The organism is Bacillus sp. V3-13 (genome assembly GCF_002860165.1).
GTDB lineage: Bacteria > Bacillota > Bacilli > Bacillales > Cytobacillaceae > Bacillus_BJ.
Genome location: NZ_PGUZ01000059.1, coordinates 60,581 through 80,504 on the forward strand (window position 1 = coordinate 60,581; position 19,924 = coordinate 80,504).

Below are 19,924 nucleotides of genomic sequence, written 5' to 3' on the forward strand. Positions count from 1 at the left end.
GATGGGAAGAATGCTTGAAAACGCCAGTAAAACACTTTTAAAAGAAAACGGGGTTCCAGTTCCTGAACATTTGGTCGTCTCTTCTCCAGAGGAGATACAAGAAGAATTCACAATGAAACCGGTTGTTTTAAAGGCTCTGGTACCTGTTGGCAAAAGGGGCAAAGCCGGTGCAATTATGTTTGCGGATACAGTTGAAGATGCGAAGGAGAAAGCAGCACAGCTGTTTGAGATGACTGTACGGAATTATCCGGTCGACCAGGTACTGGTTGAAGAAAAAATCCAGATTGACGAAGAATGGTATGTCTCGATTACAATCGATAAACAGAAGCAAATGCCCGTGATTATCGCTACAACTGCAGGCGGCGTTGAAGTCGAGGAACTGGTAAAAGAAGCCCCTGATAAAGTTACCATCTTCCATGTGGACCCATACTCTCCTCTCCATCCTTTTCAGGCAAAAGAAATTTGGAGCAGGCTTGGGGTAAAAGGAAAACCGCTTATCAAAGCAGCTTCAGTATTGTGCAATCTTTATGACGTGTTCATGAAATATGATTGTTATATCCTCGAGATTAATCCCCTTGTACTGACAGTCGATGAAAATGTGATGGCTGCAGCTTCGGTCATGGGCGTCGATGACGCAGCCCTCTACCGCCAGCCGGCACTTGAAGGGAAAGTAGAGTCCGGAAGTGAACGTGCTTGGAGACCGCTCACAGTACTTGAAAAGGAGATGATTAAGGTGAACGACGCCGATTACCGGGGCACGGCAAGGTATACCGAGATGGAGGGCGGAGATATCGGCTTTATGTGCGGAGGTGGCGGCGGCAGCTTATTAAGCTTCGATGCACTGAAAATCCTTGGTGCAACACCAGCAAACTACACGGAAACAGGGGGCAACCCTTCTGAAGAAAAAGTATATGGTTTGACGAAAGGGATTTTATCCAAAGAAGGAGTCAAAGGGTTGTTTGTCGCCCACAACATTACAAATAATACCCAAATCGATGTGATGGCACGGGGAATTGTCAGGGCTGTTGAGGAACTTGGGCTCAACCCGGATACATTCCCAATTGTCGTCCGCGAGGCAGGAGTAAATGATGAGGAAGGTAAAAGAATTTTCCTTAATGCAGGCATCACCTACTTCGGTGAAGAGCGCACGATTGAAGAAGCCGCAGCCGAAATGGTCAGCAAAATGAAAGGGGTTAGTTAAATGGCTATTTTAATCGATCAGCATACTAGAATAGCAGTCCAGGGAATAACCGGACGCGAAGCCTCCATGATTGTAAATCATACCCTCTCGTATGGTACGAAGATTTATGCTGGAATCACCCCGGGAAAAGGCGGCCAAAATGTCCATGGTGTACCGGTGTATGACACGATGTCAGAGGCAAAAACAGCCCATGGCATCAATGCCAGCCTTGTGGTTGTACCACCGGCCTTTGCCCTTGATGCTGTCCTTGAGGCGCTGGCACACGGGATTAAGCTGATAGTCGTCACAACCGAAAACATCCCCCAATTAGACGTAATTAAAATGCTCCATTCGGCAAAAAAAGAAAACGCTTTAATTATTGGGCCAAACACAGTCGGGATGATTAATCCGAAGGACAGAATCAAAATGGGCTCAATTGGCGGAGACCGCCCTGATCGCTGCTTTGTACCTGGCAATGTCGGCGTCATTTCCAGGAGCGGAGGCATGACAGCTGAGACGGCCTGGATGATCAAACGAGCCGGCTTCGGGGTGACAACCAGCATCGGGATCGGCGGAGATAGCCTAATTGGAACGACCATTAAAGATTTGCTCGCCCTTTTTGAACAAGATGAAGAAACAGAAGCAGTCGTAACTTTCTCGGAGCCTGGTACGACATTTGAAGAAGATGCCGCCCATTTCTTAAAGCAAGGAGGATTTACGAAGCCGCTCATCTCATTTGTTGCCGGGAAGTTTACTGAGTTACTGCCGGAAGGAACAGTCTTTGGCCATGCAGGTGCAATGATTTCCGGCGATGCGGGTCGCCCATCAAAGAAAATGGAAGCGTTACGGGAGGCCGGGGCCCATGTGGTAGAGCTCTATGATGACATCATACATATGTTGCAAAAGGTACTCGGCGCAAAAGTGGGGGAAGCAAAATGACACTTTCGAAAGCATTAGCGGAATATGTCTGCCGGATAAGGTATGAAGATTTGCCAAAGGAAGTGGTCGAGTTCACGAAACTTTGCATACTTGACTGGTATGGCTCGGCGATTGCGGGAAGCGGCTTAAAGCCAATTCAATCCATCAAGGAGCTTGTCGAAGAATGGGGAGGAACCGGGCAGGCAAGCATGGTCACCGGAGGCAAATCGTCAATCGGAAATGCCATTCTCGTCAATGCCGCTTCCAGCCATATCGTTGAACTTGATGATATTCATAAATCATCGATTATCCATGCGGGGACCGTTGTCATTCCTGCTGCCGTCGCTGTTGCGGAAGCCTATAACTTAAGCGGGAAAGATTTGATTACGGCAGTAGTTGCCGGCTATGAGGTATGTTACCGGATAGGTGAAGCTGTTTCACCTTCACATTACTATTACTTTCATAATACCGCGACATGCGGGACATTCGGCTCAGCAGCCGCAGTCGCAAAACTCTTGAACCTGGATGTTGAACAAACTGTCCATGCCCTTGGCAACGCCGGGACACAGGCTGCAGGACTATGGGAATTTATTGAGGACGGAGCAAATACAAAGCAGCTGCATACGGCAAAAGCCGCATTCAATGGCACACTTGCGGCGCTCCTCGCCAGAAAGGATTTTACAGCCGCCAGTCAGATCCTTGAAGGAAGACGGGGATTTTTCAAAGCAATGGCGGAATCAAGTGACCCTGCGAAAATTACCATGAACCTTGGTAAAGAGTATAAAATCACTGAAAATAGTTTCAAAATTCATGCTTCTTGCCGCCACACACATCCAGCAATTGACTGTATCCTCGACATCATGAAGAACAAAAATGTCAATTACAAACAAATTCAAAGCATCGTGATCAGAACATACCAAACTGTTTTAAATATTACGGATAAGCCGAATCCGGATTCTGTATATGCGGCCAAATTCTCAAGCCAGTTCTGCGCTGCATTGGCGGTAAAGAATGGCTCCGCATCGCTTTCCGATTTTAACGAGGAACAGCTAGCTTCGAAGGAATTGAACGAACTCACGAAAAAAGTTAGTGTTACGGTTGATGATTATTACGAATCCTCCTACCCGGAAAAATGGGGGGCGAAGGTTGAAATTACAACGTTGAATGGAGAAGTATATTCACAGAATACCGATTATCCGAAAGGAGACCCTGAAAAAATGGCCAGCAAAGAGGAGTTGGTAGAAAAGTTCATTTCGATGACAGCCGGCAAAATTGAAAAGGTTGAAACAGAAATCAAGGCGATTTTTGGCCTGGATAAAATAAATGTAAGGGAATGGCTGTCACAAGAAGCGAGGGAAGAATTATGCAACCCAATTCAGTAAGCGCGGCTTCCTATTCAGCAGCCACCAGAAACAAACGTTTCGTCCTGTCAAGGCTCCACTCTTTGGCAGGGCTCCTGCCCCTGGGCATCTTTTTGGTCGAGCATCTTCTGTCAAACGCCCTGGCAGTATTCGGTGCGGAAAGATACAACGAACATATTCAGATGCTCCAGGGAATTCCGTTCCTGCCGCTTATCGAGATATTCTTTATTGCCCTTCCGCTGGTATTTCACGCAGTCTATGGAATCTACCTATCTTTTATGTCAAAACCAAATGCCCATATCTACAAGCATCAGCGTAACCTGGCTTTTCTTCTCCAGCGGGTTACCGGTGTGGTTACTCTTATTTTTGTTTCGTTTCATGTATGGTCTTTCCGGCTTGGACCGCTATTCACCGGTACAGAGGTTAACCATCAGCTCGTGAGCGGACATCTGGCTAATCCATTGATTTTTATCTTTTATTTGGCTGGCGTACTGAGCGCTATCTTCCATTTTACTAACGGAATATCGACCGGTTTAATTACATGGGGCATCACAGTCGGATCGCATTCACAGAAAGTCGCCCAAAAGATTTGCCTTGGTTTGTTTATCCTGTTCGGGGGGATAGGGGTAGCAAGCCTCGTATCATTTATTTAAAAGGGGGCAACCAGCTTTGAGCAGCCAGGAAATTATTGTCGTCGGCGGAGGCCTTGCGGGCCTAATGGCCACGATTAAAATAGCTGAAGCAAAAAAGAAGGTTAAATTATTTTCCCTCGTACCAGTCCGCCGTTCCCATTCGGTTTGCGCGCAAGGCGGCATTAACGGCGCTGTCAATACGAAAGGTGAGGGAGACTCGGTTTGGGAGCATTTTGATGACACCATTTACGGCGGAGATTTCCTTGCGAACCAGCCGCCAGTAAAAGCGATGTGCGAAGCGGCACCTGATATCATTTATCTTCTTGCGCGGATGGGTGTCCAATTCAACCGTACAGAGGAAGGGCATATAGATTTTCGGAGACTGGGAGGGGCTAAATACTCAAGGACTGCATTTGCCGGTTCTACAACCGGACAGCAAATCCTCTATGCTCTTGATGAGCAGGTAAGGAAATACGAAACTGATGGCGTTGTTGAAAAATTTGAATACTGGGAACTTTTATCAATTATTAAGGATGACAACGGAGCCTGCCGGGGCATTACAGCCCAAGATTTAAAAACGATGGAAATCCATGCTTTCCCTGCCGACGCCGTAATCCTTGCTACCGGCGGAATCGGCAATATCTTCAGGAAAAGTACCAATTCGATCATCAATACAGGCAGTGCCCATAGCATTGCTTATCAGCAAGGGGCAAAGTATGCGAATGGAGAATTTATCCAAATTCACCCGACAGCCATCCCTGGAGATGACAAGCTTCGCCTGATGTCCGAATCGGCACGTGGTGAGGGAGGAAGGGTCTGGGTTTATAAGGACGGAAAGCCCTGGTATTTCCTTGAAGAAAAATACCCAGCTTACGGCAATCTTGTTCCGAGGGATATTGCAACAAGGGAAATATTCCATGTATGTGTTGACTTAAAGCTAGGCATAAACGGGGAAAACATGGTCTATCTCGATCTTTCACATCTTCCAGCGCAGCTGCTCCAGCGCAAGCTTGGCGGAATCTTGGATATTTACGAAAAGTTTGCTGGAGAGGACCCACGCAAGCTGCCGATGAAGATTTTCCCGGCGATGCACTATTCAATGGGCGGACTGTGGGTTGATTATGACCAGATGACCAACATTCCCGGATTGTTTGCCTGCGGAGAGTGCGAGTATCAGTACCACGGGGCAAACAGGCTGGGTGCGAATTCACTCGTTTCAGCAATTTTTGGAGGAATGGTCGCCGGACCAAATGCCGTAAAATACGTTAATGGACTGGAAAAAGCTACTGACAGCTTGTTTCCTGGCATTTTTGACAATGAGCTTAAGAAGCAACAGGCAGAGAACGAACGAATTTATAAGCTGGATGGATATGAAAACCCATACCAGCTGCATGTGGAAATGAGTGATTTGATGGTCGATAATGTTACGGTTGTACGCTACAATGACCGGCTCCAAAAAACCGACGAAAAGCTGCAGGAAATCGAAGAACGGATGGCAAACATCGGTATAGATGACCAAAGCCGTTGGCAAAACAAGACAGTTCCATTTGTCCGCCAACTAAAAAATATGCTTGCACTTGCGCGGGTGATTACAGTTGGGGCTCTAAACCGCAACGAAAGCAGGGGTGCCCATTATAAGCCTGAGTATCCGGACCGGGATGATGAAAACTGGCTCAAAACGACGATTGCCACCTATACACCAATGGGTCCGAACCTTTCTTATGAGCAGGTGGACGTCCAGTATATTGCGCCGAGACAAAGACGCTATGATATTGTGACATCCAGCAAGGATGAGCCAAAAGAAACAACAACAGTATAGAAGGAAGGAGGGTGAACATGAAGACGGCCACAAGAATCCATTTAAAAGTGAAACGGCGTGACGAAAAAGGAGGGGAGCATTACTGGGAAGAGTTTGAAGTTCCATACCGCAATAATATGAACGTAATTTCAGTACTGATGGAAATCCAAAAGAACCCAATCAATTCCAAAGGTGAAAAGGTCCGTTCCGTTGCCTGGGAGTACAATTGCCTGGAAGAAGTATGCGGCGCTTGCAGCATGAAAATCAACGGCAAGGTCAGGCAGGCATGCTCAACACTGGTTGACCGCCTTGAGCAGCCGATCCAGCTTGAGCCGATGGACACCTTTCCGGTAGAAAAAGACCTGGTTGTCGACCGGCAGCGCATGTTTGACAACTTAAAGAAAATAAAAGGCTGGATTCCGATCGACGGAACTTATTCTCTGGGCTCTGGACAACTCATCTCTTCGGATCTCCAGCAGGAAGCCTATAAATATTCAACCTGCATGACCTGCGGCTGCTGCCTCGAGGCATGCCCGAACGTGAATAGCGGTTCGCCGTTTATCGGCCCTCAGGCTCTCGGGCAGATTAAATATTTCAATATGCATCCGACCGGAGCATTGCAAAAGAAGGACCGGCTCGAGGTTGTCATTAGCGATGAAGGAATCGCGAATTGCGGCAGTTCGCAAAACTGTGTCGAGGTTTGCCCCAAGGGAATTCCATTAACGGCAGCGATCGCCGAATTAAACAGGGAATGCAACCGCTATTCTTTATCGAGTTGGCTAAAGAAGTGAAGAAATTTAGTTGTTGCCATCATGATGTCCTTTTTCGGTGACTGCACATGAAGTCCAGCTGAAAGCCAAATAAAGGGGAAGATTGTTTTGCGGACGATAACGTACAATAAGATTGTTGATCAAGTTGCCCAAATGTGCCAGGAAGCGAATTTTGATCTGGGTCAGGATGTGATTCAGGCTTTTAAGACAGCGTTGAAAAAGGAAAAATCCGAGACAGGCAAAGATATTTTGGAGCAGCTGATTTTGAACGCGGACATTGCTGCAAGTGAAAGGGTGCCAATGTGCCAGGATACTGGAGTGTCCGTATTTATTGTGGAAGTCGGGCAGGACTGCCATATAACCGGAGGCAGCCTGAAAGATGCCATTAATGAAGGCGTAAGAAAAGGTTACGAAGAAGGTTATTTACGGCATTCAATTGTCGACCACCCAATCACGAGGGAAAAAAGTAAAGGATACAACACACCCTCGATCATCCATATAGACCTAGTGCCCGGTGAAGAGCTTGTCATTCACATGTCGGCCAAGGGCGGCGGCAGTGAAAATATGAGCACCTTGAAGATGCTTAAGCCAGCTGACGGTTTGGAAGGAATTAAGGAATATATTCTCAATACAGTTGCAAAAGCAGGACCCAATGCCTGTCCTCCGCTTGTCGTTGGCATCGGAATTGGCGGCAATTTTGAGCGGTGCGCGTACCTGGCGAAAAAATCGTTGTTCCGGCCGATCGGGCATCGCAGTGAGCGCCCGGAAATCGCAGAGCTTGAAGAGGAATTGATGGAGAAAATTAACCAGCTTGGCATCGGACCACAGGGGATGGGTGGCAGCACCACCGCCCTTGATGTGAAAATCGAAATCGAGCCTTGCCATATCGCAGCGTTGCCAGTGGCAGTCAATTTGAATTGTCATGCAAGCAGGCATAAAGAAATCCGGCTATAGGAGGGGAGAACATGCCAGCTATTAATATTACCAGTCCGATTCCAGAAAAAAAACTTTTGGAATTAAAGGCAGGCGACAGAGTCCTTTTAAGCGGTACAATTTACACAGCCAGGGATGCAGCCCATAAAAGAATGTATGAGGCGCTTCAAAAAGGGGAGACGCTGCCGTTCGCCATTGAAGGCCAGACGATTTATTATGTCGGTCCGACGCCTGCGAAACCGGGGCAAATCATTGGATCAGCGGGGCCAACAACTAGCGGGAGAATGGACAAATATACTCCGGCGCTCCTTGACCTTGGTTTGAAGGCGATGATTGGAAAAGGCTACCGCAATGCGGAAGTCATAGATTCTATGAAGAAAAATAAAGCCGTTTACTTAGCTGCCATTGGAGGATCAGGTGCCTTAATCTCCAGGTCGATCCTATCCATGCAGGTAATAGCTTTCGAAGATTTGGGGCCTGAAGCTATCTACAAGCTGACAATCAAGGATTTCCCCGCAGTCGTAATCATCGATAGTGAGGGCAATGATTGGTATCAGCTTGGAAAACAGCAGTTCCAGACAGAAAACAATCCAGTATGACCTCTGCGTCCATCCTCTGAACCTAGGTTCAGGGGTTTTTTCCGCCATATATATAAGATATTAACCTCATTTTTTTGAACTATCCTTCACAGTCTTTACTATTGCCAAAAAAACAATAATGACAAAAACAATAGATAAGGTAATTATAGTAGACAATTAAATTCCTCCTCTCTGCTGCCATATTCTTTATTTTGGATTGATACTCCTTCAAGGATCAACAAGCATGTTTGCTGCTTATAGTTTTTTCACTTATTTCTATTGAAAAGGAAGGATAATTGGTTCTAATTTTGCCTCTCTATATCCGTGTAGCAGGATAAAATGAAAAATTGTTTTATCCGACATACGATAGTGTTACGATAATAAACAAAGTATGAAAAGCTCCATAACCCAACGCATGCAAACAAGAGGAGATCATTGTGGAATACATACAATCAGGAACAAAAGAATCGAGGCTGGCCAGTATTTCTTTATTTCTTGGCGGATTTGTGACGTTTGCGATCCTGTATACGACCCAACCGTTGATGCCGGTTTTTACAAAGGAATTTGGAGTCTCGGCTCCAGTGGCAAGCTTATCTTTGTCTTTATCAACAGGATTGCTGGCAATCGTGATGTTAATTGCAGCTGCGTTATCTGATGCGGTTGGTAAAAGAACGGTCATGATTTTTTCAATGCTCTCAACATCCATCCTTGGATTGCTGTCCGCATTTAGCCCCAATTTTATGACGCTCTTAATCTACCGGGCGTTGTTGGGGATTTTTATCGCCGGAATTCCTTCGATTGCCATGGCTTATGTATCGGAAGAATTCAATCCAAAAGAAATCGGCAAGGTGATGGGACTTTATATCAGCGGAACAAGCATCGGAGGGTTGGCTGGCAGAATCTTCACATCCGCCCTTACCGATCTGTTCACCTGGCGAATCGCGCTGACCTCTGTAGGAGTGATGACGATTCTTTTGAGCATCGCATTTTGGCTGACTCTTCCCGCCCCTCGTCATCATCTAAAAAAGCCACTGGAATGGAAAGCTGCCTTTGCAGCCTATCAATCTCATTTTAAGAATAAACAATTGATGACCATGATGGCGCTTCCCTTTTTACTGATGGGGAGCTTTGTCACTTTATATAATTACATAGGCTTTTTGCTTGTAGAACCACCTTATAATCTAAGCCAAACCGTTGTCGGATTCATTTTTGTCGTATACTTATTCGGCACTTTCAGTTCTATTTATATGGGAAAAAAAGCGGATCAATACGGGAATTCCAAAACCTTAAAAATTTCGCTTGGAATTATGATTGGCGGGGTAATTCTGACAATTGTTCCTTTTTTATTGGTCAAAATATTGGGGATTTCCATCTTTACATTTGGATTTTTTGCATGTCATTCGATTGCAAGCGCCTGGGTTGGGGAATCTGCCGTAAACTTTAAAGCACAGGCTTCCGCTCTTTATCTTCTATTTTATTATCTTGGTTCAAGCCTGGTCGGTTCTTTTGGCGGTTACTTCTGGGTGCATTTTCATTGGATTGGTATTGTTTCGTTGATCTTTGGCCTGTTATTGGCCGGATATTTACTCATTGTAAAATCAGAAAAATCCCTCGTTACAAAAAATAAGACTTATAATATTTAATAAGTATTATAGAAATTATTAACTACAGGGCAGGCGAATGTTCCTATGCAAAAGGTAATGGTCAAGGTATATCGGAAAAACGGTTTGCACGTCAGAATGGCAGCGACCCTGATCACAAAGCTGCAAAACGAAGTACGGGACCAAAAGGTTTTAAAAAACATTTTTGTTGAGTACAAAGGAAAACGGGTTGAAGTTACAAATCTGTTATCCTTGGTTTCACTTAAAATAGGACAGGGTGAAGAGTTTGCCATTTGTTTTGAAAAAGAGGTGCCTGAATCGATTTTGCATGAGATTCAACTTTTCTTCGGACAAATCGAGCAAGAGGATCATCGCGATTCGGAAACGGACCGGTTGTTAATGGAAAACTCTATCATTCTCCAGGAAGCAATCGCCAATTTGCCGAATGGGATGATTGTTGTTAACCAGGAAAATATCATTACGTTTGCCAATGAAGCAGCTATCAGGCTGCTTGAAATCCCCTCCAATCAATTGTTAAACCAGCAAGCCGACCAGGTTATTCCCCATTCAAAATTACATGAAATCTTGCAAACCGGAGAAGTCAGAATAGCAGAAAAGCAAATCTTAAAAAATTATACGATTCTCGCCAATCGCGCCCCAATTTTCTTTGATGGAAAAGTGATTGGCGCGGTGGCGATTTTTCAGGATGTCTCCGATTTGGAAAAGGTAAGCCTCGAACTGAAGAGGGAAAAGGAGCTTCAAGAAAGGCTGAATCTTGTCCTCGAATCCGTCTCGGATTTGATTGCACTGACCGATAAAGAAGGCGATTTTACCTATATGAATGAACAAATGCGGGAGCTTCTTGTCAAGATCGGTGCAACTGAATCGATTTCCGGGCTGGTCGGCAAACGGGGATGGCAGCAGCTGAAAGTTCAAAAACAATCTGTATACCGGGTTATGAATCTATTGGAAAACGAAGCGTTTATTACGAAGATCAATCCGATTTTGATTGATGGCGATTTTCGTGGTGCAGTTATTTCACTCAGTCCGTATAACGAGATGAAATCGCTGCTCGAAAAATTGGAGCTGATGGAGAAGCGGACGGAGTATTTGGAACAGGAGCTGTCGAGGCATGTAGGCTTGGACAAAGCCTTCCAGACGATTATTGGCCACAGTGAGACGTTGATTGAAAGCTTGTCGATAGCCAATAAAGTGTCAAAAACGAATTCAACCGTGTTAATCACGGGGGAAAGCGGGACGGGAAAGGAACTCGTTGCCCGCGCGATCCATGAATCAAGCAAAAGGAAGAGGGGACCGTTCATTCGCGTCAATTGTGCCGCTATTCCTTACAATTTGATTGAAAGTGAATTGTTTGGCCATGAAAAAGGTGCGTTTACCGGTGCATTCAAAACCCATCAGGGGAAATTTGAACTGGCGAACGGCGGAACGATTTTTCTTGACGAAATTGGCGATCTTAATATTGATCTTCAGGCGAAGCTTCTCCGTGTTCTGCAGGAAAGGGAGATTGAGCGGGTCGGCGGCAATCGGACGATTAAGCTTGATGTCCGCGTCATTGCCGCGACTAATGCAGATTTACACCGATTAGTGGAGGAAGGAAAGTTCCGGGCCGATTTATATTACCGGTTGAACATCATTCCAATTCATCTGCCGCCATTGCGGAGTCGCAAAGAAGATATTCCTTTATTGGTCGACCACTTCCGGCAAGTGTATAATGGCCAGTTGGGAAAAAGTATCAAGTTCTATGAAAAAGGATTTTTAAAAGCGATCGGGGACTATCATTGGCCGGGCAATATCAGGGAACTGCAAAACACAATTGAGCGGGCCGCCACCTTAACAGAAGATACAACCCTTTACCGGAAAGACTTGCCCGAATATATATTAAATCAGGATTCGTCCTCTTTGAACATTCAATTAAATGGAGATCTTTTACCGCTGGAGGCATATGAACGGCAAATTTTTGAACATGCCGCTCCGAACTATCCAAGCTACAATCAATTGGCGCGCGCGCTTGGAATCACCCATAAAACGGCGGCAAGCAAACTGAGAAAATACCAATTGGAGCATTTGCTTGGGAAAAATTATCAACATTCTTGAGAAAAATTCCCCAAGTTTTCATCAAAATATGAAAACGCCTTCATTTATCAAAGGTTTCATTTTGGCACGCTTCTTGCATTATATTTAATGAATCAAAAAGGAGGGCAATAATAATGAAAAAGCTGATTAATCATCCTGAAGATGTAGTCAAAGAAATGGTGGAGGGATTTATTGCGGCCTATCCGAAGCGGCTCAAGCAGGTTCCCGATACGTCTGTCATTGTTCGCGCCGATGCGCCGGTGCAAGGGAAAGTCGGCATTGTCAGCGGCGGCGGAAGCGGGCATGAGCCGGCACACGGCGGATTTGTCGGTTTGGGAATGCTGGATGGCGCGGTTGCCGGGGAAGTGTTTACTTCACCGACACCGGATCAGGTGTATGAGGCGATTAAAGCGGTCGATGGCGGCAAGGGTGTCCTTTTAGTTATTAAGAATTATACCGGTGATGTGATGAATTTTGAAATGGCCGCTGAATTGGCCGAAGCAGACGGGATTCAGGTTGCAAAGGTGATTGTCAATAACGATGTGGCCGTTGAAAACTCTACATATACGGTCGGGAAAAGAGGGATTGCCGGCACGATTTTTGTCCATAAAATTGCCGGGGCGATGGCTGAGGCGGGGGCATCACTTGAAGAAGTAGCCGCCGTGGCTAACAAAGCGATTGATAATCTATGTTCAATGGGAATGGCGTTATCGCCATGTACGGTGCCTGCAGCAGGAAAACCGGGCTTTACCATCGACGAAAATGAAATGGAAATCGGCACAGGCATTCACGGCGAGCCGGGCATTGAAAGAACGGAAATTAAAACGGCTGATGAAGTGACGGATACGCTCCTGTCAAAAGTGCTTAACCATCTGCAATTAGCGCCTAACAGCAAAGTGGCCGTGATGATTAACGGGCTCGGTGCAACGCCGTTAATGGAGCTCTATATCGTGAACCGGCGGGTAGCGAAAATCCTGAAGGAAAAAGAGATCGAAGTGCATGAAACTTTTATCGGCGAATATATGACATCGCTTGAAATGGCAGGCTGCTCGATCACGATTCTCCGGCTTGATGATCAACTAACAGAGCTGCTCGATGCGAAAGCAGATACGGTAGCTTTTAAGAAATAACAGAAGGGAGTTATTCCGATGGGTTTTGGAATCGAACAAGCCAAACATTGGCTCACGCAGCTTAGTGAAGTATACCAGCAGCAAAAAGAATATTTAACAGAACTTGACCAGGCGATCGGGGATGGTGACCATGGCATCAACATGGCAAGAGGCTTTAAAGAAGCTGCGCAGAAAATCACCAATACTTCGTACGCCGACCTTGGCGGATTATTTAAAGACACCGGGATGACGCTTCTTTCAAAAGTAGGCGGCGCATCCGGGCCCCTATATGGAACTGCTTTTTTAAAGGCGGCCGGCACGTTGAAGGATAAGCAGGAAATCACGATTTCGGAGTTAACAGAGGCGTTATCCGCTTCTGTCGACGGATTAAAGCAGCGCGGCAAAGCAAGCTTGCAGGAGAAGACAATGATCGATGTTTGGGAACCTGCAGTAGACTATTTGCAAGAACAGCAGGAAAACATCAATTGGGATGAGTTTATTTTATTTACGAAAGAAAAAATGGAAGGAACAAAAGAGATGGAAGCGAAAAAAGGCCGGGCCACCTATTTGGGCGCGCGGTCGCTCGGGCATATCGATCCTGGTGCCGCTTCATCCCATTATTTGTTCACCGAATTAGCGAAAGCGTTTAAAGGAGCAGAATCATGAGTTATGTAGGCATCGTGTTAATTTCGCACAGCAGGGATATTGTCAGAGGCCTGGAAGCATTATTAAGGCAGATCCAGAAGGATGTTCCGTTGGCGATTGCCGGCGGAACGGAAGCGGATGAGATCGGCACTGATATGTTTGACATCAAGAAAGCGATCGAATCGGTGTATTCCGACAAGGGTGTTGTGATTTTATTTGACCTCGGCAGCGCCCTGTTGAATGCGGAGATGGCGATTGAAACGCTTGAAGGCGAGCCGAATATTAAAATAGCCGATGCACCTCTTGTGGAAGGTGCGTATGCTGCGATTGTTGAGTCAGGGATCGGCGGCACGATTGATGACGTTGTCGCGGCTGCTGAAGGGGCAAAACATTTGGAAAAGATCCAGAGTTAAGACTCCCACGTCTAAAGACGGGCTAGGCCTTCAGGTATCCAACTAGGAATTGCGTGGGCTTTCTCGTTCGGAGAATCTGTAACAGACATAAGAGGTGAACAGGATGATAGAGAGAGAGATTACCGTGACAATCGATAAAGGTCTCCATGCCAGACCTGCAGCAGATCTCGTCAAAAAGTTAAATAGCTTTGAAAGTAAGGTGGATTTTTTTGCCGGAGCAAAGCGGTTTAACCCGAAAAGCGTCTTAAGCATGATGACAGCATCAATTAAACAGGGGCAAACGATTCGGGTTGTCGCCGATGGAAACGATGAAGGGGAAGTAATCGACTGGCTTACTAAATTTTTATGATAGGAGAGACTATGAGCTTTCACGGTCAACAGATTATCCCGGCCGCTAAAAACATGAAGCAATTTGAACTATTTCTCGAAAGTAGCTGTGATTTTGGAGTTTTACTTGAAATTCACATCGCTCAATTAAAACATGTCTCACAAATGGCCTGCCAATGTAATAAAAAAATACTTATCCATGCGGACTTGGTCCACGGATTGAAAAATGACGAATACGCTACCGAATTTCTATGCCAGGAAATCAAGCCATTCGGGATTATCTCGACGAGGCCCAATGTGATTGTCAAAGCAAAGCAAAAAGGCGTGCTTGCGATCCAAAGGATTTTTCTGCTCGACTCCCAGGCGATGGAAAGAGGCTACAGCCTGTTGAAAACGACGAAAGCGGATTATGTGGAAGTGTTGCCGGGCATCATTCCCCGCATCATCAGACAAATGTCGGAGAACATAAATATTCCGATCCTCGCCGGAGGCCTTGTCCAGACCGAGGAGGAGGTAGCTTCCGCTATCCATGCCGGGGCCATTGCCGTAACCACTTCGAGGGTGGAGCTTTGGAAGAAGGCTATTTAAATATCATTTTTCCTAAGTAATAATTGGATTGTCTAGAAACATAGACAGTCTTTTTTTTCTCTCAATTAATCTACTCTGGCCACCGTTTGTTATATACTAAATTACAAGAATAGTAGAAATATTTTGCTTTTAAGGATGGAGGATTTCTGTGTCTAAAGAAGGCTTAATAATAAATGATCGTGGTCTCAACCAGGAAGAATCCCTTCAAGTGAAAAACTGGATGACTCCTGCGCCATATTGTATAAAGTCCGGGCATTCAGTAAGGGAAGCAGCCGAGATGATCAATGATTTGAGAATAGACGGTTTGCCAATCGTTGATGAGCATGATCGTTTTGTGGGAATGGTCACACTACGGAACCTGCTTCAGTTCTTTCTCCAGGAGCATGACAACGATTTGCTGCTGAGCAGTATCCCGAACCGAAACATGGCCGTGATCCGTGATCATGATTCGATCCTCGATGTCCATGCACTCCCTTTTGAACAATTGCCCGTTGTAGATGGTCAAGGAAAGCTTATTGGCATTTTGACAAGACGGGATATACTTGACGGATTTTCCAAATGTATTTACAAGCTGAACCAGAAACAGCATACGGCAGAAGCGCTCAGTATCATTTTAGAAAGCGCTTACGAAGGGATTGCAGTTGTCGATGAGAATGGTATATTACAAGAATTCAATGAGGCGTATAGCCGCTTTACCGGTGTCAGGAGAGAGGATGCGATCGGCCGGCATGTGACGGAGGTCATTGATAATACCAATTTGCACGTTACAGTTAAAACCGGAATTCCTGAGCGGGGCGTGATCCAAAATATCCAGGGACAGGACATGCTTGTGCACCGGATCCCGATCTGGAAAGAAGGCAAAGTCGTTGGCGCAATCGGGATGCTGATTTTTGAAGGGGTAACGGAGGTCTACAAAATTTATGAGCGGCTGCAGCGAGACCACCGGAATGAAAATGTTAACCAACGTCCGTTTACGCTGAAAAAAGAACAAGACAGCAGGCTGACCCTTGATCAAATTATCGGAGTGAGTGAGCGTATCGCGACGATTAAGCGGCTGACCCGCAGAGCGGCGCGGACAGCGGCAACAGTTTTGATAACCGGGGAAAGCGGGACAGGCAAAGAGATGTTTGCAAAGAGCATTCATCATTTAAGCCCTATTTCGACCGGACCGTTTATAAGCGTGAACTGCGGTGCAATTCCCGAGCCCTTGTTTGAATCAGAGCTGTTCGGATATGAAGAAGGAGCTTTTACAGGAGCAAAAAAGGGAGGCAAACCCGGAAAATTTGAGCTCGCAAACAACGGCACGATTTTTCTCGATGAAATCGGGGAGATGCCGTTAATGCTGCAGGCGAAGCTGCTGCGGGTCCTTCAGGAGAAGGAGGCCGAGCGGGTTGGCGGTTTGAACAGCTACCAAATTAATGCGAGAATCATCGCTGCCACTAACCGCGATCTGAGGGAAATGGTCGAAAAGGGGTTTTTCCGAGAAGATTTATACTATCGCCTTAATATCATTCAACTGCACATTCCGCCGCTGCGTGAACGGCAGCCGGATATTCCAATCTTGCTTTCTCATTATTTAAAAGAAATTGGCGAGAAATATGGGACAGGAAAGAAATCATTTACTTCAGAAGCAGTATCGGTTTTAATTCAATATCCTTGGAAAGGAAATATCCGTGAGCTGGTAAATACAATCGAACAGCTTGTCACATTGGTGGACGGCCCGGTGATTGAACTGCACCATTTACCTGAGTCGATAAGGGGAAGCAGCCCATCTGCAACTAAAAAGACCAATTCGCCAATTGAAGAAGCGAGGCTTTTCGGTACTAATAAAGAGAAGGAGTTAATCGTTCAAGTATTAAAAACAGCCGGAGGAAATAAATCAAAAGCAGCTGAATTGCTTGGAATCCATAGGACGACCCTTTATCAAAAGCTGAAAAAATATGGAATGATGTAAGCAGATTGTAGGGAACTCACTACACAAAATCTACAGTTGTAGTGTAGTATCTACACTTCCTGCATAGAAAACTGTTGATAAATGTTGAATTCCATCCTGGCATACTTCTTGCATTTATACTTATGAATGCAAAAAAGGGGAGGAATTCCAAATGGAGAATTTTACAGTCTTTCGCACACCGCAAACGATATTATATGGACGTCAAGCATTTGATAACGTCGGAAGCGAAGCGGCTCTACGGGGGAAGAAAGCCCTGATTGTGAGCGATAAGATCATGGACGGCCTGGGCTATGTCAGTGCATGCCGCAGCAGCCTTGATAAAGAGGGTGTCATGAGTGCTGTTTACTTGGGCGTAGCTTCAGAACCAACAGATCAATACGTATCAGAATCACTTGAGCTTTTAAAAAAGGAACAGTGTGACATGATCATATCACTTGGAGGCGGGAGCTGTATTGACACAGCAAAAGCGATTGCTGTGTTGGCAACAAATGGTGGATACATTGGCGACTATCGCGGCGGCAAAACGATAGCAGAAAATGTAGCAATTCCGCATATCGCCATCCCGACAACAGCCGGGACAGGCTCTGAAGCGACTGATGTGACCGTCATTACGAATACTTCAAATGATGTGAAAATGATGATTAAACAACCAGCTTTCATGCCAACTGTGGCAATTGTTGATCCTCTGCTGACCGTGTCTTCACCAGAGTCTGTAACAGCAGCAACCGGTGTAGATGCCTTGAGCCATGCAGTGGAAGCATACCTATCGAAACGGGCTCATCCAATGACAGATACGTTGGCTTTATCGGCAATGAAGCTGATTGTTGAAAATATTTTAACAGCCTATAACGATGGAAAAAACATCAATGCCCGTGAAGCAATGAGCTTAGGTTCCATGCAGGCAGGAATGGCTTTTACCAATTCATCCGTTTGCCTTGTCCATGGCATGTCACGGCCGATTGGCGCTCTTTTTCATATACCGCACGGCTTTTCCAATGCAATGCTGCTGCCGGCAGTATTGGAATTCAGCAAGGAAGCCTGCATTGACCGCTTGGCGGATCTGGGACGATTTTTTGAACCTGAAAATGAAAGCCTTTCCAACGAAGAAGCGGCCGAGCTTGCCGTTCAATCAGTCAAAAACCTTTGTTTGCAAGTGAATATTCCAAATCTAAAGGGATGGGGAATTGACGCCGAAGCATTTAGAAATGCGATTCCAAAAATGTCTGCAGACGCAATAGATAGCGGCAGCCCCGGCAATAATCCCCGTGTCCCGACGCAACAGGAATTGGAACAGCTGTATTGGGTTTGCTATGACTATCAATTTATGACCGAACAGGAAACTGTGTAATGCAGAGGGACGGGAGGAATCGATACGATCGGAATCTTGGTTTGATTGCTTCACTGCTTTTTCTTATGCTTTTAACAATGAAAGGGGAAATTTTATATGACAACGATTGCGACAAATGTACTGAAAAACTATATTAATGGCGAGTGGGTGGAAGCGAAGACGGAACAGTTCCAGACGGTTCCGAATCCCGCGACGGGGGAAGAGCTTGCACAAGTTCCAATTTCTACGAGGGAAGATGTGGATGATGCTGTGTCAGCTGCAAAGGCAGCCTTCAAGATTTGGAGTAAAACGCCTGTCCCAAAAAGGGCCCGGATTCTATTTAAGTTTCAGCAGTTACTGGTGGAAAACTGGGAAGAGCTTGCAAAATTAATTACGCAGGAAAACGGAAAAAGCTATTCGGAAGCATACGGAGAAGTGCAACGGGGAATTGAATGTGTAGAATTTGCAGCTGGAGCACCAACACTGATGATGGGAAGGCAGCTTCCGGATATTGCAACCAATATTGAATCAGGCATGTATCGTTACCCTGTTGGAGTCGTCGGCGGAATTACACCGTTTAACTTCCCGATGATGGTTCCGTGCTGGATGTTCCCGCTAGCGATTGCTTTGGGAAATACATTTGTGTTAAAACCATCCGAGCGTACACCGCTGCTTGCAAACCGGTTGGTTGAGCTGTTTAAAGAAGCTGGCCTCCCGGACGGCGTTTTGAATATCGTTCACGGTGCCCGTGATGTCGTGAATGGACTACTTGACCATAAGGGTGTCCCAGCGATTTCTTTCGTAGGTTCCCAGCCTGTTGCAGAATATATTTACAAGTCGGCTGCAGCAAACGGGAAACGCGTCCAGGCTCTAGCCGGTGCGAAAAACCATTCCATCGTCATGCCTGACGCTGATTTGGATGGAGCGGTCAAAGAAATCATTTCGGCTGCTTATGGTTCTGCAGGTGAAAGATGTATGGCCTGCTCAGTCGTGGTTGCTGTTGGCGATGTTGCAGAAAAGCTAATTAAGAAGCTTAACGAAAAGGCTGACGACATCAAGATTGGAAATGGTCTCGATAAAGATGTATTCCTTGGTCCTGTGATTCGCCAGGAGCATAAAGAAAAAACCGGGAAGTATATTGAAATCGGTGAACAGGAAGGTGCAACACTTGTCCGTGACGGCCGTAAAGATGAAGCCTACCTCGAAACAGGCTATTTTATTGGCCCGACGATTTTTGACAATGTCACACCTTCAATGAAAATCTGGAAGGACGAAATCTTCGCACCGGTGCTGTCCATCGTCCGTGTCAGGAGTTTGGAAGAAGCGATCGAGCTAACCAACCAATCAGACTTCGGAAACGGAGCCTGCTTATTCACCAAAAGCGGCAGCAATGTCCGCTACTTCAGGGAAAACATTGAGGTTGGTATGTTGGGTGTAAATATCGGTGTCCCAGCACCAATGGCCTTCTTCCCGTTCTCAGGATGGAAGAATTCCTTCTATGGGGACCTTCACGCCAATGGGCCGGATGGGGTTGAGTTTTACACTCGGAGGAAGATGTTGACGGCGCGCTGGTAAACTTAAAAACCCTATTTGAATGGGAGTTATCATTCCATTCAAATAGGGTTTTTCTTTGAAAGATAAGAAAGTATAAAATTTTGGGTCTACCACGGTCATCTAGGCTGTGGTATTTTTATTT

The 19,924-nt window shown here is 45.8% G+C and carries 18 protein-coding genes; all 18 read left to right on the forward strand.

Annotated elements, in window-relative coordinates:
- The first annotated feature begins 1 nt into the window (after nt 1).
- The 18 genes from CU633_RS18680 to CU633_RS18765 all read left to right on the forward strand — a co-directional run bounded on the left by CU633_RS18680 (nt 2) and on the right by CU633_RS18765 (nt 19,803).
- Nucleotides 2–1,201: an ATP-grasp domain-containing protein gene (locus CU633_RS18680; protein ID WP_101662087.1), complete on the forward strand. Its 1,200-nt coding sequence runs from the start codon at nt 2–4 to the stop codon at nt 1,199–1,201.
- Entirely contained in the window at nt 1,202–2,119 is a 918-nt protein-coding gene (locus CU633_RS18685; RefSeq protein WP_101662088.1) for a succinate--CoA ligase subunit alpha, read from the forward strand.
- Nucleotides 2,116–3,480 (forward strand): MmgE/PrpD family protein, encoded by a 1,365-nt coding sequence (locus CU633_RS18690; RefSeq protein WP_101662089.1) that lies wholly within the window; start codon nt 2,116–2,118, stop codon nt 3,478–3,480. The genes CU633_RS18685 and CU633_RS18690 overlap by 4 nt, the downstream gene beginning before the upstream one ends.
- The gene (locus tag CU633_RS18695) at nt 3,462–4,112 is read left to right on the forward strand and encodes a succinate dehydrogenase cytochrome b558 subunit (protein WP_101662090.1); all 651 of its coding nucleotides are present in this window, start codon (nt 3,462–3,464) and stop codon (nt 4,110–4,112) included. The genes CU633_RS18690 and CU633_RS18695 overlap by 19 nt, the downstream gene beginning before the upstream one ends.
- A gap of 16 nt (nt 4,113–4,128) precedes the next feature.
- On the forward strand, nt 4,129–5,910 hold the full coding sequence (sdhA, locus tag CU633_RS18700) for a succinate dehydrogenase flavoprotein subunit (protein WP_101662091.1): 1,782 nt from the start codon (nt 4,129–4,131) through the stop codon (nt 5,908–5,910).
- Nucleotides 5,911–5,927: 17 nt separating this feature from the next.
- On the forward strand, nt 5,928–6,680 hold the full coding sequence (sdhB, locus tag CU633_RS18705) for a succinate dehydrogenase iron-sulfur subunit (protein WP_101662092.1): 753 nt from the start codon (nt 5,928–5,930) through the stop codon (nt 6,678–6,680).
- A gap of 87 nt (nt 6,681–6,767) precedes the next feature.
- Nucleotides 6,768–7,613, forward strand: coding sequence for a fumarate hydratase (locus tag CU633_RS18710; RefSeq protein ID WP_101662093.1), 846 nt, complete (start codon nt 6,768–6,770; stop codon nt 7,611–7,613).
- 11 nt (nt 7,614–7,624) lie between these two features.
- Nucleotides 7,625–8,191 (forward strand): Fe-S-containing hydro-lyase, encoded by a 567-nt coding sequence (locus CU633_RS18715; RefSeq protein WP_101662094.1) that lies wholly within the window; start codon nt 7,625–7,627, stop codon nt 8,189–8,191.
- 416 nt (nt 8,192–8,607) lie between these two features.
- The gene (locus CU633_RS18720; protein ID WP_101662095.1) at nt 8,608–9,813 is read left to right on the forward strand and encodes an MFS transporter; all 1,206 of its coding nucleotides are present in this window, start codon (nt 8,608–8,610) and stop codon (nt 9,811–9,813) included.
- Between the two features lie 45 nt (nt 9,814–9,858).
- A complete protein-coding gene (locus CU633_RS18725; protein ID WP_101662096.1) occupies nt 9,859–11,886 on the forward strand; it encodes a sigma 54-interacting transcriptional regulator in 2,028 nt (675 codons plus the stop codon).
- Nucleotides 11,887–11,999: 113 nt separating this feature from the next.
- Nucleotides 12,000–12,995, forward strand: a complete 996-nt coding sequence (gene dhaK, locus CU633_RS18730) for a dihydroxyacetone kinase subunit DhaK (RefSeq protein WP_101662097.1) — start codon at nt 12,000–12,002, stop codon at nt 12,993–12,995.
- Between the two features lie 18 nt (nt 12,996–13,013).
- Nucleotides 13,014–13,640, forward strand: a complete 627-nt coding sequence (gene dhaL / locus CU633_RS18735) for a dihydroxyacetone kinase subunit DhaL (RefSeq protein ID WP_101662098.1) — start codon at nt 13,014–13,016, stop codon at nt 13,638–13,640.
- Nucleotides 13,637–14,032 carry a dihydroxyacetone kinase phosphoryl donor subunit DhaM gene (gene dhaM, locus CU633_RS18740; protein ID WP_101662099.1) on the forward strand — a complete coding sequence of 132 codons (396 nt, stop codon included), beginning with the start codon at nt 13,637–13,639 and terminating at the stop codon, nt 14,030–14,032. The genes dhaL and dhaM overlap by 4 nt, the downstream gene beginning before the upstream one ends.
- A gap of 103 nt (nt 14,033–14,135) precedes the next feature.
- Nucleotides 14,136–14,381, forward strand: a complete 246-nt coding sequence (locus CU633_RS18745; protein ID WP_101662100.1) for an HPr family phosphocarrier protein — start codon at nt 14,136–14,138, stop codon at nt 14,379–14,381.
- A gap of 11 nt (nt 14,382–14,392) precedes the next feature.
- On the forward strand, nt 14,393–14,947 hold the full coding sequence (locus CU633_RS18750) for a glycerol-3-phosphate responsive antiterminator (RefSeq protein WP_101662101.1): 555 nt from the start codon (nt 14,393–14,395) through the stop codon (nt 14,945–14,947).
- A gap of 220 nt (nt 14,948–15,167) precedes the next feature.
- Complete coding sequence (locus CU633_RS18755; protein WP_101662110.1) at nt 15,168–16,901, forward strand: sigma 54-interacting transcriptional regulator; 1,734 nt, start codon at nt 15,168–15,170, stop codon at nt 16,899–16,901.
- Nucleotides 16,902–17,052: 151 nt separating this feature from the next.
- Nucleotides 17,053–18,249: an iron-containing alcohol dehydrogenase gene (locus tag CU633_RS18760; RefSeq protein WP_101662102.1), complete on the forward strand. Its 1,197-nt coding sequence runs from the start codon at nt 17,053–17,055 to the stop codon at nt 18,247–18,249.
- 96 nt (nt 18,250–18,345) lie between these two features.
- Nucleotides 18,346–19,803, forward strand: a complete 1,458-nt coding sequence (locus CU633_RS18765; protein ID WP_101662103.1) for a CoA-acylating methylmalonate-semialdehyde dehydrogenase — start codon at nt 18,346–18,348, stop codon at nt 19,801–19,803.
- Nucleotides 19,804–19,924: the final 121 nt, after the last annotated feature.

What these genes read in the sequence shown, in the direction of transcription:
- CU633_RS18680 (WP_101662087.1), top strand. Translation starts at nt 2, where the DNA reads ATGGGAAGAATGCTTGAAAACGCCAGTAAAACACTTTTAAAAGAAAAC.
- CU633_RS18685 (WP_101662088.1), top strand. Translation starts at nt 1,202, where the DNA reads ATGGCTATTTTAATCGATCAGCATACTAGAATAGCAGTCCAGGGAATA.
- CU633_RS18690 (WP_101662089.1), top strand. Translation starts at nt 2,116, where the DNA reads ATGACACTTTCGAAAGCATTAGCGGAATATGTCTGCCGGATAAGGTAT.
- CU633_RS18695 (WP_101662090.1), top strand. Translation starts at nt 3,462, where the DNA reads ATGCAACCCAATTCAGTAAGCGCGGCTTCCTATTCAGCAGCCACCAGA.
- sdhB (WP_101662092.1), top strand. Translation starts at nt 5,928, where the DNA reads ATGAAGACGGCCACAAGAATCCATTTAAAAGTGAAACGGCGTGACGAA.
- CU633_RS18715 (WP_101662094.1), top strand. Translation starts at nt 7,625, where the DNA reads ATGCCAGCTATTAATATTACCAGTCCGATTCCAGAAAAAAAACTTTTG.
- CU633_RS18725 (WP_101662096.1), top strand. Translation starts at nt 9,859, where the DNA reads ATGCAAAAGGTAATGGTCAAGGTATATCGGAAAAACGGTTTGCACGTC.
- dhaK (WP_101662097.1), top strand. Translation starts at nt 12,000, where the DNA reads ATGAAAAAGCTGATTAATCATCCTGAAGATGTAGTCAAAGAAATGGTG.
- dhaL (WP_101662098.1), top strand. Translation starts at nt 13,014, where the DNA reads ATGGGTTTTGGAATCGAACAAGCCAAACATTGGCTCACGCAGCTTAGT.
- dhaM (WP_101662099.1), top strand. Translation starts at nt 13,637, where the DNA reads ATGAGTTATGTAGGCATCGTGTTAATTTCGCACAGCAGGGATATTGTC.
- CU633_RS18745 (WP_101662100.1), top strand. Translation starts at nt 14,136, where the DNA reads ATGATAGAGAGAGAGATTACCGTGACAATCGATAAAGGTCTCCATGCC.
- CU633_RS18750 (WP_101662101.1), top strand. Translation starts at nt 14,393, where the DNA reads ATGAGCTTTCACGGTCAACAGATTATCCCGGCCGCTAAAAACATGAAG.
- CU633_RS18755 (WP_101662110.1), top strand. Translation starts at nt 15,168, where the DNA reads ATGACTCCTGCGCCATATTGTATAAAGTCCGGGCATTCAGTAAGGGAA.
- CU633_RS18760 (WP_101662102.1), top strand. Translation starts at nt 17,053, where the DNA reads ATGGAGAATTTTACAGTCTTTCGCACACCGCAAACGATATTATATGGA.
- CU633_RS18765 (WP_101662103.1), top strand. Translation starts at nt 18,346, where the DNA reads ATGACAACGATTGCGACAAATGTACTGAAAAACTATATTAATGGCGAG.